The organism is Agrococcus sp. Marseille-P2731, assembly GCF_900117395.1.
In the GTDB taxonomy this organism is placed as follows: Bacteria; Actinomycetota; Actinomycetes; order Actinomycetales; family Microbacteriaceae; genus Agrococcus.
Map to the genome: position 1 here is coordinate 502030 of NZ_FPEG01000003.1, position 13200 is coordinate 515229.

The following is a 13200-nucleotide window of genomic DNA, read 5'->3' on the forward strand; positions in this document are numbered from 1 at the left end:
TATGTCACAGCGCGAATCGCGCTCTGGCGACGCAGCCGCGCCCGCCCCCCTGATGACCCAGCGCCAGATCACGCTCGTGCTGATCGGCCTCATGATCGCGATGTTCCTGTCGTCGATCTCGCAGACCGTGGTCGGCACCTCGATGCGCACCATCGCCGACGACCTGCAGGGGCTCGAGCTCCAGGTGTGGGTCGTCACGGCGTTCCTGATCGTGTCGACCATCGTCACGCCGATCTACGGCAAGCTCAGCGACATCTTCGGTCGCCGACCGCTGTTCCTGATCGCGATCGTGCTCTTCCTGGTCGGCTCCGTCGCGTGCTCCTTCGCGCAGGACATGGTCCAGCTCGCCGCGTTCCGCGCAATCCAGGGCCTCGGCGCCGGCGGCCTCATGTCACTGCCGATGACGATCATGGCGGATGTCCTCAGCCCGCGTGAGCGAGCCAAGTACCAGGGCTACTTCCTGGCCGTCTTCGGCGTCTCGTCGATCCTCGGCCCGCTCATCGGCGGCCTGCTGGCCGGCACCGACCAGATCCTGTTCCTCGAGGGATGGCGCTGGGTCTTCCTGTTCAACCTGCCGATCGGTGTCGCTGCGGTGTGGATGGTGTTCCGCTACCTGCACCTGCCCGCGCATCACGAGCGCGTGCGGATCGACTGGTGGGGCGCTGCGCTCCTGGTGGTCGGCGTCGTGCCGCTGCTGCTCGTCGCCGAGCAGGGCCGCGAGTGGGGCTGGGGCTCCACGGCGGCGCTCGCCTGCTACGTCGTCGGTGCGATCGGCATCGTGCTGTTCCTGGTCGTCGAGTCGCGCATGGGCGACGCAGCGCTCATCCCCCTCCACCTGTTCCGCAGCAGCACCTTCTCGATGGCGACGCTGCTGGGTGTCTTCACCGGCTTCGGCATGTTCGCGGCGATGATGATGATCCCGTTCGTGCTGCAGATCGTGCACGGCATGAACCCGACCGAGGCCGGCCTCGCCACCCTGCCGATGATCCTCGGCCTCATGATCGCGTCGATCGGCTCCGGCCAGATCATCGGCCGCACCGGCCGCTACCGCCTCTTCCCCGTCGTCGGTCTCGGCATCATGGCGATCGGCTACGGCGTGCTGGTCACGCTGCAGTTCGACAGCCCGCTGTGGATGCTGCTCATCGCCCAGTTCTGCATCGGCCTCGGTCTCGGCCAGCTGATGCAGACGCTCACGATCGCGTCCCAGAACGCCGTGCAGCCCAAGGACATGGGCGTCGCGACCAGCGCCTCCACGTTCTTCCGCCAGCTCGGCGGCACCACGGGCGTGGCGGTCGCGTTCTCGCTGCTCTACTCGCGCCTGCCGGAGACGCTCGAGGACGCGTTCGGGCGGCAGGATCTCCGCGCCGACCTCGCTGCCGCGACGCAGGACCCGGCGGTGCTCGCGAACCCCGACAACGAGCGGATCCTCGACGTGCTCGCCAACCCCCAGCAGATCGGGACGGCGCTGAACTCCGACTCGTCCTTCCTGAACACCGCCGACCCGCGGCTGGCTGCGCCGTTCCTCGACGGCTTCAACACGGCGACGCTCGAGCCCTTCTGGGTCGCGCTCGCGGTCGTCGTGCTCGCGTTCCTCCTCGCGATCTTCTTCAAGGCGCCGCCGCTGCGCCAGAAGTCGGCCATGGAGGAGGCGCTCGACGAGCGCGCTCGCGTCGCTCAGCTCGAGGCGGATGCGTCGGCACCGGGCTCGTACGCCCCTCCCGTCACGACCGCGTCCACGCCTGTGATCCGCGAGGACGCGCGGTCAGGGACTGCCGATCGGGAATCCTGAGCCGCCTCCCAGGGGCAGCGCCTAGCGTGGGGGCCTCGGAGCGAACGCTCCATCGATCGAAGGAGGTTGAGGACATGGGACTCGGCGACAAGATCTCGAACTCGGCGAAGGAAGCCGTCGGCAACGCCAAGGAGAGCATCGGCGATGCGACCGACAACGAGCGCCTGCAGGCTGAGGGTGTGAAGGACCAGAGCGTCGCGAACACCAAGCAGGCTGGCGAGCACGTCAAGGACGCTGGCGACGACGTGAAGGACGCCTTCAAGCACTGATCTCTCAGTGATCACGACGATGGGGCCGGGCGCATGCGCCCGGCCCCATCGTCGTTCGCGGCACAGCCGCGGGGGTCAGTAGTTCAGCTCGCCCAGCTGCGCGGCGGTCGCCTCGATGCCGAAGTCGCGCGCCTGCGCCTGGATCTTCTGCGCCCGCGCGAGTCGCGGAAGATCGCTGCCGTCGGTGATCTTGCCGCCGGACTCCTCGAACGCCCGCACGAACGCATGCGCCCACGCGACTTCCTCGACGCTCGGGGCGAGCCCCTCGTTGATGGTGGCGGCCTGCGTGTGCGTCAGGCAGAGCTTGCCCGACATCCCCATCTCCTTCGTCAGCCTCGTGCCGTCGACCAGCGCATCCGTCGACAGGGTCGGGCCGTCGATCGGCGCGGGCAGGCGTGCGGCGCGCGAGGCGATCACGAGCTGCGAGCGCGCGTATGCGAGAGCGATGGGATCCTCCCCGGTCGCCGTGTCCCGCTTGAAGTCGCCGGTGCCGAAGGCGATGCGGAACGTCGAGGGGGCGCTGGCGATGCGCTCGACGTGCAGCACCCCGCGCGCGGTCTCGACGAGCGCGAGGATCGGCATGTCCTCAGGCAGGCGGTCGGCCGTGTCGTCGACGTGGCTGGCGGATTCGGTCTTGGCGAGCATGATGCCCTCGAGGCCGGGCGCGTCCTTCAGCTCAGCGAGGTCGGTGCTCCAGAACTCGCTGGCGGCGTCGTTGATGCGCACCCACGCGCGATGCCCGGTGCTGAGCCACTCGACGGTGTCTGCGCGCGCCTGTGCCTTGTCCTTGGCGGCCACCGCATCCTCGATGTCGATGATGATGGCGTCGGCGTCGCTCGCCTGAGCGATCTCGAAGAGCTCCGGCTTCGAGGCGGGCACGAGCAGCCACGAACGGGCGATGAGCGGCGAGATGTCTTGGCGGGTCACCCATCGAGCCTACCGGCGCGCATGCGCTGAGGGCTGGCTCAGCGAGCGCGGCTACCCTCGCGGCATGGACTTCATGCAGGGCTTCGGCCAGGGTGGCAGCATCTGGTTGGCGGCGCTGGGTCTCGGCGCCATCGCGGCGGCGATCGTGCTGCTGCGCATCGGCGCGAGGCGTCGGCGCAGCACCGAGTCTGGCCAGCCGCACCTCATCGCCGGCATGGGGGTGCTCGTGATCGGCACGGCGCTGTTCGTCCCCGGCATCATCTGGCTCGTCACGTCGTTCTTCAGCGGCGACTGAGCCGCTCCCACGCGCACGAGAGGGGCCGCCGTCCGGTGTCGGACGGCGGCCCCTCATCGCGTACTAGGCCTCCTGGCGGCGGCGGATCAGCAGCGCGAGCCCTGCGAGGAGCAGGAGTCCCGCCAGTGCCAGCGCGGGAGCCGGCGTACCACCCGTGGTCGGCAGCGAACCGGACCCGCCGGGCTGGCCGGGCTGGCCGGGCTGCCCAGGCTGCCCAGGCTGCCCAGGCTGCCCAGGCTCACCGGGCTCGCCCGGCGTGCCGGGCGTGCCCGGAGCGACGATCGTGACCTCGTCCGTGATCTCGGTGCCGTCGGGCGTGGTGACCACGACCGTGGCGTCACCGGGTGCCGCGTCCTCCGGGATCGGGATCTCGGTGGAGAAGTCTCCATCCTCGTCCGTCACCACGGTCACCGGGTCGCCGATCGGGGTGCCGTCGCCGTCCTCGACGATGATCACGATCTCGGTGTTCGGCGGGAAGCCGCCGCCCGTGACGGGCAGCTCGCCGCCCGGCTCGACCGTCTCTCCGGCGTCGACCGTCGGCAGGTAGACCTGCACCGGGTCGGACGGCTCGGAGACGTTGCCGGCGGGATCGGTCGCGATCGCCTCGATGACGTGGCTGCCCTCGCCCAGCGGCTCGTCGATCACGAGCTCCCACGTGCCGTCCTCCCCGACCGTCACCTCGCCGACCGGCGCACCGTCGACGATGACCGTGATCGTGTCGCCGGCCTCGCCGGTGCCCTCGATCGTCGGCGTGTCATCCGTCAGCACGTCGCCGTCGCTCGGGCTCGTGATGACCGGCGCGTCGGGCGCGGTGGTGTCGATCGTGACGACGACCGGTGCGGACGGCTCCGAGACGTTCCCCGCGGGGTCGGTCTGCGTCGCCTCGATCGTGTGCTCGCCGTCGACCAGCTCCTCCTCGGGCGTCACCGTCCAGGTGCCGTCCTCGGCCACCGGAACATCCTCGATGACCGTCGTGCTGCCATCCGGACCGGTGATCGTCACGTCGACCGTCGCACCCGGCTCACCGGTGCCGCTGATCGGCGGCGTGCTGTCGTTCAGCAGCTCGCCGTCGCTCGGCTCGGTGATGACCGGCGCGTCGGGCGCGGTCACGTCGACCGTGAACGAGACGGGGCCGTCGGAAGCGGTGTTGCCCGCCTCGTCCGTCGCCGTCGCCTCTACCGTGTGCTCGCCCTCGGTCAGCGGCTCGGCGACGGTGATCGCCCACGAGCCATCTGCCTCGACCGTCGTCCCACCGATGGCGTCGCCGTCGATGGAGACCGCGATCGTGTCGCCGGCGTCGCCGGTGCCGGAGATCTCCGGCGTGGTGTCGGCAACCGCCTCGCCCTCGGTCGGCGAGAGGATCTCGATCTGCGGCAGCGTGCTGTCGATCGTGAAGGTCACCTCGTCGGAGGGCGGCGACGTGTTGCCCGCCGCATCCTGCTGCGTAGCCGAGGCCGTGTGCTCGCCGTCGGCGAGCGGCTCAGGCGTCGTCAGCGTCCACGTGCCGTCAGGCTGCACGGGAGCCGTGCCGATGACTGCGCCGTCGATGACGACCTCCACCGTCGCACCGGGCTCGCCGGTGCCGCTGATCGCCGGCGTGCTGTCGCCGATGACCTGGCCGTCCGTCGGGCTGGTGATCACCGGTGCCGCCGGGCTGGTCGAGTCGACCGTGAAGTCGACCGGCTCGGAGCTCGGCGAGACGTTGCCGGCCTCGTCGGTCGAGGTGGCCGTCGCCGTGTAGTCACCGTCCGCGAGGGGCGAGACCGGGGTGACGGACCACGAGCCCGTCCCGTCCCCGTCGACGTCGTTGACCGGCACCTCGCGGATGTTGACGGTGCTGCCACCCGCATCCGTGATCGTGACATCGACCGTGGTGCCTGCCTCAGCCGTGCCGCTGATCGCGGGCGTGCGGTCGCTCGTGACCGAGCCGTCCTCGGGGCTGGTGATGACCGGCGCCTCGGGAGCCGCGGTGTCGACCGTGATCGTGACGGGTGCCGACGGAGCCGAGGTGTTGCCCGCGTCATCCGTCGCCGTGGCCGTGATCGTCTGCTCGCCATCCGCCAGCGGCTCCGTCGGGGTAACCGACCAGGTGCCGTCATCGCCGACCGCGACGTCCTCGAGCACCACCGAGCTGCCGTCAGCGCCGCTGATCGTCACGTCGACGGTCGTGCCCGGCTCGGCGGTGCCGATGATCGCGGGCGTCGCGTCGTTCGTGATCGTGCCGTCGAGCGGTTCGGTGATCACCGGTGCCTCGGGAGCCGTGGCATCGATGGTGAAGGTGTTCGAGTCGGCTGCGGAGGTGTTGCCCGCCGCATCCGTCTGGGTCGCGTCGACCGTGTGCTCGCCCTCGGCCAGCTCCTCGGTCGTCGGCAGCGACCAGGCGCCCTCCTCGTCGACCTCAGCCGTACCGACCACGGCGCCATCGATCGAGACCTCGACCGTCGCGCCGGGCTCGCCCGTGCCGCTGACCGTCGGGGTCGTGTCGTTGATCGTCGACCCGTCAGCGGGCGACTCGATCACCGGAGCATCCGGTGCAACGGTGTCGACCGTGAACGTGTTCGAGTCGGCAGCGGAGGTGTTGCCCGCCACGTCGGTCTGGGTCGCGTCGACCGTGTGCTCGCCCTCGGCGAGCTCCTCTGTCGTCGGCAGCGACCAGGCGCCGTCCTCGTCGACCTCGGTCGTGCCGATCACCGCGCCGTCGATCGACACCTCGACCGTCGCGCCCGGCTCGCCCGTGCCCGACACGGTCGGCGTCGCGTCAGCGATCGTCGACCCGTCCGCGGGCGACTCGATCACCGGAGCATCCGGCGCCGTCGTGTCGACCGTGAACGTGTTGCTGTCGGCAGCGGAGGTGTTGCCCGCCGCATCCGTCTGCGTCGCGTCGACCGTGTGCTCACCCTCGGTCAGCTCCTCGGTCGTCGGAAGCGACCAGTCGCCGTCGAGGTCGACCTCGGTCGTGCCGACCACGGCGCCATCGATCGACACCTCGACGATCGCGCCCGGCTCACCCGTGCCGGTCACCGTCGGCGTCGCGTCGCCGATCGTCGACCCGTCAGCGGGCGAGACGATCACCGGCGCCTCCGGCGCCACCGTGTCGACCGTGAAGATCACCGAGTTCGACGTCGCCGACTCGTTCCCGACCGCATCCGTCTGCACCGCCGTGATCGTGTACGTGCCATCAGCGAGCTCGATCGACGCGAAGCTCCACGCCCCGTCCTCATCGACCAGCGCCTCACCCAGCACCAGACCCTCGGTCGAGGTCACCACGACCGTCGACCCAGCCTCACCAGAACCAGCCACCGTCGGCGTGCTGTCATCCGTCGAGCTGCCGCTGACCGGCTCCTCGATCACCGGCGCCACCGGAGCAGCGCTGTCGACCGTGAACGACACGCTGTCCGCCGGCGACACGTTGCCCGCCGCATCCGTCTGCGTCGCATCCACCGTGTGCTCACCATCAGCGAGCACCTCGGTCGTCGGAAGCGACCAGACGCCATCCTCATCGACCTCGGCCGTACCGACCACCGCACCATCGATCGACACCTCGACCGTCGCGCCCGGCTCACCCGTACCCGTCACCGTCGGCGACGCATCCGAGATCGTCGAACCATCCACCGGACCCGTGATCACCGGAGCATCCGGCGCCGTCACATCGACCGTGAACGACACGCTGTCCGCCGGCGACACGTTGCCCGCCGCATCCGTCTGCGTCGCATCGACCGTGTGCTCACCCTCGGCCAGCTCCTCCGTCGTCGGAAGCGACCAGGCGCCCTCCTCATCGACCTCGGCCGTGCCCACCACGGCGCCATCGATCGAGACCTCGACCGTCGCGCCCGGCTCACCCGAACCGCTCACCGTCGGAGTCGTGTCAGCGATCGACGAACCATCCACAGGCGAGACGATCACCGGCGCCTCCGGCGCCGTCGTGTCGACCACGAACGTGTTCGAGTCAGCAGCGGAGACATTGCCCGCCGCATCCGTCTGGGCCGCATCGACCGTGTGCTCGCCCTCGGCCAGCTCCTCCGTCGTCGGCAGCGACCAGGCGCCCTCCTCGTCGACCTCAGCCGTACCGACCACGGCGCCATCGATCGAGACCTCGACCGTCGCGCCCGGCTCACCCGTGCCCGACACGGTCGGGGTCGCGTCAGCGATCGTCGAGCCATCCGCGGGCGACTCGATCACCGGCGCATCCGGCGCCGTCGCGTCGCTGATCTCGAAGGTTCCGGTCGCCGTGACATCCGTCGGCGAACCATCGGCGTCCAGCGCCGTGCCCGTGATCGTGGCAGTGCCGGGGGCGGCATCCGCGTCGATCGGGTAGGTCGTGTCGGCGGGGATCGCACCCGCCTCATCGGTCACCACGGTGATCGGACCTCCGACCGGAGCGCCCGCGGCGTCAGTCACTTGGAGGCTCACGGTCGTCTCCGCCGGCCAGCCGTCGCCCGAGATCGTGCTCGTGGCGCCGGTGGCTGCATCGGTCGCGTCGATCGTCGGCACGAAGTCGAGCTGCACGTTCGGCCCCACCGAGGAGGTCGCCACGTCGATGCCGACGGCACCGCCGAGCACCAGGAGCTGCACTGCCGTGACCGTGGCAGCGTCGGCGAGGCCGTCGCCGTCGTCCTGCACGTTGAGGTTGATGGCAGCGACGCCGCCGAGCGCCGTGAGCGCGGGGGCGAGGGCGTTGGTCAGGGTGGTGACGGCCGTGTCGACCGTGGCGCCCGCAGTGTCGAGCACCGTGTTGAGCGCCAGGTCGACCGCAGGCGTGATCGCGCCGACGACCAGGTCGGATGCGGCGTCGAGCGGGAGCAGCGCGAGGAGCCCGGTGCCGGCGATCTCGAGCGGCGCGCTGCCGTCGATGAGCGCGCCGAGCGTGCCGTCGAAGTCGATGGTGAGGCCGGCGAGCACGGTGCCGACGATGGGCACGGTGACTGCGGTGTCGGAGGCGATGGTGACGTCGACGTAGTCGGTCGCGTTGGCGAGGACGTCGTTGACATCGCCCTGCAGCTCGCCGAGCAGCTCGGCAACATCGGCCGAGACGGCCTGCAGCACCGCGGGGCTCAGGAGCGTCGAGTTGGGCGCCAGGTCGTTCAGGTCGATGCCGCCCGCGAGATCGACGGTGATGACACCGGTGCTGAGGTCGATGGAGACCAGGTCGGTGCTCAGCGTCTGGGTGAGCAGACCGGCGACCGCTTCGTCGAGCCGGGAGTCGACCGTCACCTCGGTGTCGGTGCTCGTGAGGCCCGTGAGACCGCCGACCAGGTCGAGCACGTCGCCGACCACGCCGTTGACGGCTCCCTCGAGCACGTCGGTCAGGCCGTTGACGGCGGTGTTCACGGTCGCGGTCGCCGCGGTGACCGTGGTGGTGAGGTCGCCGACGAGCGGCGACTCGAGCTCGAGCGTCGCGTCGGCGATGGTCGTCGTGCGCGTCAGCGTGCCGTCCTCGGCGAGCGTGGCGTCGGAGCCCACCGCTCCCAGAGAGACCGTGCCGGTCGACAGTGCCGGCGTCGTCGGCAGCAGCGCCAGCAGGTCGATCTCGAGGTCGGCCGTGGAGGCGCTCGCCGTCGAAGCGCCGCCGGGCTGCGCCTCGGCGTACTGCTGGATCAGCCCGAGCTGCAGCAGCTCGCCGACGCCGATCTCCAGGTCCGGGAGGCCGAGGGTCAGCGCGCTGAGCGCGGTGACGTCGAGCGGTGCGTCATCGACGTCCGACGTGCCCTCGCTGGCACCGTCGACGTATACGGCCGCGGCGCCGTCGATCCCGGCGAGGTCGAGGCCGAGCGCTGCCGCGTCGAGGAACCTCGCGTCGGCGCGGGATGACTCACCCGGCAGCGCGGAGGCCGGAGATGCGCCCAGGTGGACGCCGAAGGTGACGAGCGCGGTGGCCGTGATCGCGGCGAGCACTCGGTCGCGAATGCGCCTCGACGATGCTCCCAGCAGTGGCTTCCTGGACATGGCGGGTCTCCGATTCCGACGCAGCGGTGCAGCAGCCGCCATCGACCCTGAGGACTTGCTGAGGATCATGAAGGGAGCGGCTGAGGTCTCGAAACCTAAAACTACGCAATCGGAAGAGTTCTCGGACCGAAGATTGCTGAGAATGTATCCAAAACGTTACGCGCCTCAATGTGGTATACGCGAGGTTCGCTCAGCTCTCCCGGCCCCGGAGACGGTCGATCTCACGCCGCTCGCGGCTCGTCGGACGACCGGCGCCACGCGGCCGGTGCGGTACCTGCGCCGCCTCGAGCGCGGTCGGCCTCGGCGGCGAGTGGTCGTCGAAGGCTGCCGCCGCAGCGGGGGCGCCGACACGCTTCGCGAGCAGCTGCGTGACGATGACGACGCGGTCGAAGCCGTGGATGCGCACGCGCACCTCATCACCCACCCGCACCGGCTGCGCGGCCTTCGCGGGCCGCCCGCCCACCTTCACGTGGCCACCTCTGCAGGCCTCGGTCGCGGCGGCGCGGGTCTTCACGAGCCGCACGGCCCAGATCCAGACGTCGAGCCGCACGGTGGCGCGCTGGCCATCGCTGCCTGGCGCGGCCGGGCTCACGCCGCCGCCAGCACCTCGAGCACGGCCTCGCCGTAGCGCTCGAGCTTCGACTCGCCGACGCCCGAGACGGTCGAGAGCTCGACGAGGGTGGACGGCTTCCGCTCGGCGATCGCTGCCAGGGTCTTGTCGTTGAAGACCACGTAGGCGGGCACCGCCTGCTCCTTCGCGGTCGAGGCGCGCCACGATCGAAGGGCCTGGAAGACGCCCTGCTGCACGTCGTCGAGCTGCGCGGTCGACGTCGAGCGCTTCGCCGCCTTCGCCGGCGCCTTCGTCTCGTGCCGCAGGCGCACCGCTCGCTCGCCCGCGAGCACCGCCCCCGACGCATCCGTCGTCGCCAGCACGCCGTACTCGCCCTGCACCTGCAGCAGCCCCTGCGCCAGCAGCTGCCGCACGACGCCGCGCCACTGCGCGGCTGGCAGGTCGCCGCCGATGCCGTAGGTCGCGAGCGCATCGTGACCGAAGCGGCGGATGCGCTCGGTCTCGGCCCCGACGAGGATGTCGACCAGGTGGCCGGCACCGTAGGCCTGCCGCCGCTCGCGCTGCAGCCGCACGATCGTGGAGAGGAGCTTCTGCGCACGCACCGTGCCGTCGTAGGAGTCGGGCGGCGTGAGGCAGGTGTCGCAGTTGCCGCACGCCGTGCTCGGCTCACCGAAGTATGCGAGCAGCTGCACCCGGCGGCACTCGACCGTCTCGCAGAGCGCGAGCATCGCATCGAGGTGCAGCGTCTGGTTGCGCTTGCGCTGGGCATCGCCCTCGCCCTCGGCGATCATGCGGCGCTGCTGCACGACATCCTGCAGCCCGTAGGCGAGCCACGCGGTCGAGGGCTCGCCGTCGCGGCCGGCTCGACCGGTCTCCTGGTAGTACCCCTCGACCGACTTCGGCAGATCGAGGTGGGCGACGAAGCGCACGTCGGGCTTGTCGATGCCCATGCCGAAGGCGATCGTCGCGACCATCACGACACCGTCCTCCCGCAAGAAGCGCTGCTGGTTGGCGGCGCGCATGCCGCCGTCGAGCCCCGCGTGGTACGGCAGTGCGTCGACGCCCTGCGCGCGCAGCCACTCGGCCGTCGACTCGACCGAGCGCCTCGACAGGCAGTAGACGATGCCGGCGGCGCCGGGGTGCTCGTCGCGGATGATGCGCAGCAGCTGTGCCTTCGCATCCTGCTTGGGCGCGATGCGGTACTGGATGTTGGGCCGGTCGAAGCTCGACACGAACACCTGCGCACCGCGCAGGCCGAGACGCTCGACGATCTCGGTGCGCGTCTCGCTGGTGGCGGTCGCGGTGAGGGCGATGCGCGGAACGTCGGGCCACCGCTCGCCCAGCACCGACAGCTGGAGGTAGTCGGGACGGAAGTCGTGGCCCCACTGGCTCACGCAGTGCGCCTCGTCAATGGCGAAGAGCGCGATCGGGGCGGCGTCGAGCAGGCTCTGGGCGACCGGCAGCCGCTCGGGCGCCAGGTAGAGCATGTCGAGCTCGCCCGCCAGCAGGCGCCGCTCGACATCGCGGCGCTCGTCGATCGACTGCGTCGAGTTCAGGTAGGCGGCGCGCACGCCGAGCTGCTCGAGCGCGTCGACCTGGTCGTGCATGAGCGCGATCAGCGGGCTGATGACGACGCCCGTCCCCTCGCGCACCAGCGAGGGGATCTGGTAGCAGAGGCTCTTGCCTCCACCGGTGGGCATGAGCACGACGGCGTCGCGGCCCGCGACGATCTCGTCGATGACCGCCGCCTGCTCGCCGCGGAACGCGTCGTAGCCCCAGACGCGGGTGAGCGCCTCGAGCAGCGTCGCGGCCTTGGCGGATGCAGCGACGCCCGGCGCGCGCGCGACCTGCGGGCGACTGCCCTGCGCCCCGCTCCCCTGCCCTCGGCCCCGCGACGCGCGAGCGCTCGAGCCCGACGATCCTGCGCGGCTGCTGCCAGCCGAGCCGGCGTCCGTGGGCGCTCCGACCAGGGCACCCGGATCGGGCGGCGGCACCCAGCCATCCTCCGGAGCCCCGTAGGCGTCCCAGGGCTCGGGTGCATCGTCGTCGCTGGGCGGAGCCCACTCGTCGCACATCGCGTCGGTCACGCGTCCCCCTTCGCGTCCATGACGCATCCCACCCTAGGTGGAGGCGCCCACGCGCGCGATGCCGCGCCGGGCGCCTGTGGAGCGGCGCGTGCGGGCGCGCTGGCCGCTACCGCGCGAGCTCGCGCGCGTGCTGCGCGGCCAGCAGCAGCGGCGGCACGATGCGGTCGGCGTCGTCGGGCGCTCCGAGGGCGTGCTGCGTGAGCCAGACGAGCACGGCCTGCGCATCGGGGTAGACGTACAGCGCCGTGCCGGTGCCGCCGATCCAGCCGTAGCGGCCGAGCACCTCCCACGGCTGCCGCTCGACGACATCGACGCTGCCCCCGAGCGACCACGACTGCCCCTCCAGGAAGGGGTGGTCGGGGCTCGAGGGCTCCCCCGGCGCGAGCATCTGCGCCACCGCGGTCTCGCTCAGCACCCGGCGGCCGCCTGCGCGGCCACCGGCCACGAGCATCCGCCCGAAGGACAGCAGGTCCTCGACCGTCGACACCAGACCGCCCGCGCCGGACTCGAAGGGCACGGCGCCCGCCCACGCGCCGGCCGCCGGGTCGCGCAGCACCAGCTCGCCCTCCTGCCGCGCATAGGCGGCCGCGGTGCGCGGCACCTGGTCGTCGCGGAGCCGGAAGCCGGTGTCCTCCATGCCGAGCGGCTCGAGGAGCGTGTCGGCGAGCACGTCGCCGAGGCTGGAGCCTGCGGCGCGCGCCAGGAGCACACCGGCGAGGTCGAGCCCGGTGTTGTAGCTCCAGCCCCGACCGGGCTCGTGCAGCAGCGGCAGCCGGGCCGCCCGGGCGATCCACGCGTCGGGTGCGGGCCAGCCAGAGGGATGCGGTGCCGCCTGGTGCAGGCGCTCGGCGAGCGCGGTCGTGAGCGGTGTCGACGCGAAGCCCGCGAAGCCGAGACCGCCGCGCAGCGCCAGGAGGTGCCCGACCCTGATGGGCTCGTGCGCGGGCTGCGCCTCGTCGAGCGGGCCGGCCGGGTCGCGGAGCACGCGCGGGGCCGCGAGCTCCGGCAGCCAGCGCTCGACCGGGTCGTCGAGGCGGAGCGTGCCTCTGTCGACGAGCACCATGGCTGCCGCAGCGACGAGCGGCTTCGTGACCGATGCGATGCGGAACACGGTGTCGGGCGTCATGGGCGCGCCGCCGAGCGACCGCGCACCGGCGACGACCACGGATGCGCCGTCGCGGCTCGAGAGCGCCCCGACCACACCGGGCACGCCGTGCCGCTCGACCGCGACATCGGCGATGCGCTGCAGCCGCTCGCGCAGCGACGCGCTCACCGCCGCTCCGCTCGCGCGGCCGCACCGCGCATCCGCCATGCCATGA

At 71.5% G+C, this 13200-nt stretch carries 8 protein-coding genes; 3 read left to right on the top strand and 5 right to left on the bottom strand.

The window, feature by feature from the left end:
* Nucleotide 1: 1 nt before the first annotated feature.
* Both BQ6202_RS10595 and BQ6202_RS10600 read left to right on the top strand, forming a co-directional pair.
* Nucleotides 2–1789: an MDR family MFS transporter gene (locus BQ6202_RS10595; protein WP_234946194.1), complete on the top strand. Its 1788-nt coding sequence runs from the start codon at nt 2–4 to the stop codon at nt 1787–1789.
* A 74-nt stretch (nt 1790–1863) separates the two neighbouring features.
* On the top strand, nt 1864–2058 hold the full coding sequence (locus BQ6202_RS10600; RefSeq protein WP_072314420.1) for a CsbD family protein: 195 nt from the start codon (nt 1864–1866) through the stop codon (nt 2056–2058).
* Nucleotides 2059–2133: 75 nt separating this feature from the next.
* On the opposite strand, the gene BQ6202_RS10605 is transcribed toward BQ6202_RS10600, so the two are convergent.
* Nucleotides 2134–2985 (bottom strand): HpcH/HpaI aldolase/citrate lyase family protein, encoded by an 852-nt coding sequence (locus BQ6202_RS10605; RefSeq protein WP_072314421.1) that lies wholly within the window; start codon nt 2983–2985, stop codon nt 2134–2136.
* Nucleotides 2986–3049: 64 nt separating this feature from the next.
* On the opposite strand from BQ6202_RS10605, the gene BQ6202_RS10610 reads away from it, so the two are divergent.
* Entirely contained in the window at nt 3050–3280 is a 231-nt protein-coding gene (locus BQ6202_RS10610; RefSeq protein WP_072314422.1) for a hypothetical protein, read from the top strand.
* Nucleotides 3281–3343: 63 nt separating this feature from the next.
* Here the strand turns inward: BQ6202_RS10610 and BQ6202_RS10615 are convergent, their stop codons facing one another.
* The 4 genes from BQ6202_RS10615 to BQ6202_RS10630 form a co-directional block, all read right to left on the bottom strand.
* Entirely contained in the window at nt 3344–9223 is a 5880-nt protein-coding gene (locus BQ6202_RS10615; RefSeq protein WP_159433640.1) for an Ig-like domain-containing protein, read from the bottom strand.
* Between the two features lie 190 nt (nt 9224–9413).
* Nucleotides 9414–9815, bottom strand: coding sequence for an RNA-binding S4 domain-containing protein (locus tag BQ6202_RS10620; RefSeq protein ID WP_072314424.1), 402 nt, complete (start codon nt 9813–9815; stop codon nt 9414–9416).
* Nucleotides 9812–11869 (bottom strand): DNA helicase RecQ, encoded by a 2058-nt coding sequence (gene recQ / locus BQ6202_RS10625; protein WP_083587336.1) that lies wholly within the window; start codon nt 11867–11869, stop codon nt 9812–9814. The genes BQ6202_RS10620 and recQ overlap by 4 nt, the downstream gene beginning before the upstream one ends.
* Before the next feature lie 118 nt (nt 11870–11987).
* Complete coding sequence (locus tag BQ6202_RS10630; RefSeq protein WP_083587204.1) at nt 11988–13193, bottom strand: serine hydrolase domain-containing protein; 1206 nt, start codon at nt 13191–13193, stop codon at nt 11988–11990.
* Nucleotides 13194–13200: the final 7 nt, after the last annotated feature.

Excerpts from the sequence above, each read along its gene's own strand:
- BQ6202_RS10595 (WP_234946194.1), top strand. The coding sequence starts at position 2 with ATGTCACAGCGCGAATCGCGCTCTGGCGACGCAGCCGCGCCCGCCCCC.
- BQ6202_RS10600 (WP_072314420.1), top strand. The coding sequence starts at position 1,864 with ATGGGACTCGGCGACAAGATCTCGAACTCGGCGAAGGAAGCCGTCGGC.
- BQ6202_RS10610 (WP_072314422.1), top strand. The coding sequence starts at position 3,050 with ATGGACTTCATGCAGGGCTTCGGCCAGGGTGGCAGCATCTGGTTGGCG.
- BQ6202_RS10615 (WP_159433640.1), bottom strand. The coding sequence starts at position 9,223 with ATGTCCAGGAAGCCACTGCTGGGAGCATCGTCGAGGCGCATTCGCGAC.
- recQ (WP_083587336.1), bottom strand. The coding sequence starts at position 11,869 with ATGTGCGACGAGTGGGCTCCGCCCAGCGACGACGATGCACCCGAGCCC.
- BQ6202_RS10630 (WP_083587204.1), bottom strand. The coding sequence starts at position 13,193 with ATGGCGGATGCGCGGTGCGGCCGCGCGAGCGGAGCGGCGGTGAGCGCG.